The sequence below is a fragment of the Vibrio sp. 1978 genome (assembly GCF_033344345.1).
Genome location: NZ_JAWPOP010000365.1, coordinates 1 through 763 on the forward strand (window position 1 = coordinate 1; position 763 = coordinate 763).

Sequence of the window (763 nt, forward strand, 5' to 3'; positions counted from 1 at the left end):
TTTCATATCGGCCGCACCACGACCATGAAGGTAGCCATCGATGATGGTTTGCTCGAACGGTGGTGTATCCCATTGTTCTAGCTTGCCTGCGGGTACGACATCTGTGTGACCTGCGAAAGCAAACAATGGTGCTTCGTTACCGCGACGCGCCCAAAAGTTGGTGGTGTCTTCAAACACCATAACTTCAATTTCAAAACCGAGCGCTTTTAAACGCTCGATCATTAGGTCCTGACAACCTGCATCTTCAGGTGTTACGGACTGGCGGCTGATCAGGTCTTTTGCAAGTGCCAGTACTGGACTGTCTGTCATCCTTGAGTCTTCCTTACATTTATGAATTAAAAATCGTAGCGTATTGGTCTGCTTTGAAACCGATATGGAGTTGGCCGTCTACGTTCAGAATTGGGCGCTTAATCATCGCTGGGTTGTCAACCAGCAGCGCAATAGCATTTTCTTCGTTAAGCGTGTCTTTTTGTTCTTGAGTCAGTTGGCGGAATGTGGTGCCACGTTTGTTGAGAACTTGTTCCCAGCCTAGCGCCTGACAAAATTCAGTCACCATTTGAGCATCAATACCTTGTTTGCGGTAGTCGTGAAAATCAAACGTAATGTTTTCAGCTTCCAACCATTTCTTTGCTTTTTTGATGGTGTCGCAGTTTGGAATGCCGAACATGGTAATTGTCATAATGTTTCCTTTTTTATTCTGTTTTTACTCTCTAGAGCGCAACGCGCTTTGGGGAGGTATTTCTTGGCTGATTCAGCATCCTAT

General features: G+C 45.6%; 2 protein-coding genes. Both read right to left on the reverse strand.

Annotated elements, in window-relative coordinates:
- Nucleotides 1-309, reverse strand: a 309-nt coding sequence (locus R8N49_RS26650; RefSeq protein WP_318190389.1) for a M20/M25/M40 family metallo-hydrolase, incomplete at its 3' end; no start/stop codon positions are given.
- 19 nt (nt 310-328) lie between these two features.
- Nucleotides 329-679: an ArsC family reductase gene (locus tag R8N49_RS26655; RefSeq protein ID WP_043038160.1), complete on the reverse strand. Its 351-nt coding sequence runs from the start codon at nt 677-679 to the stop codon at nt 329-331.
- Nucleotides 680-763 lie beyond the last annotated feature (84 nt).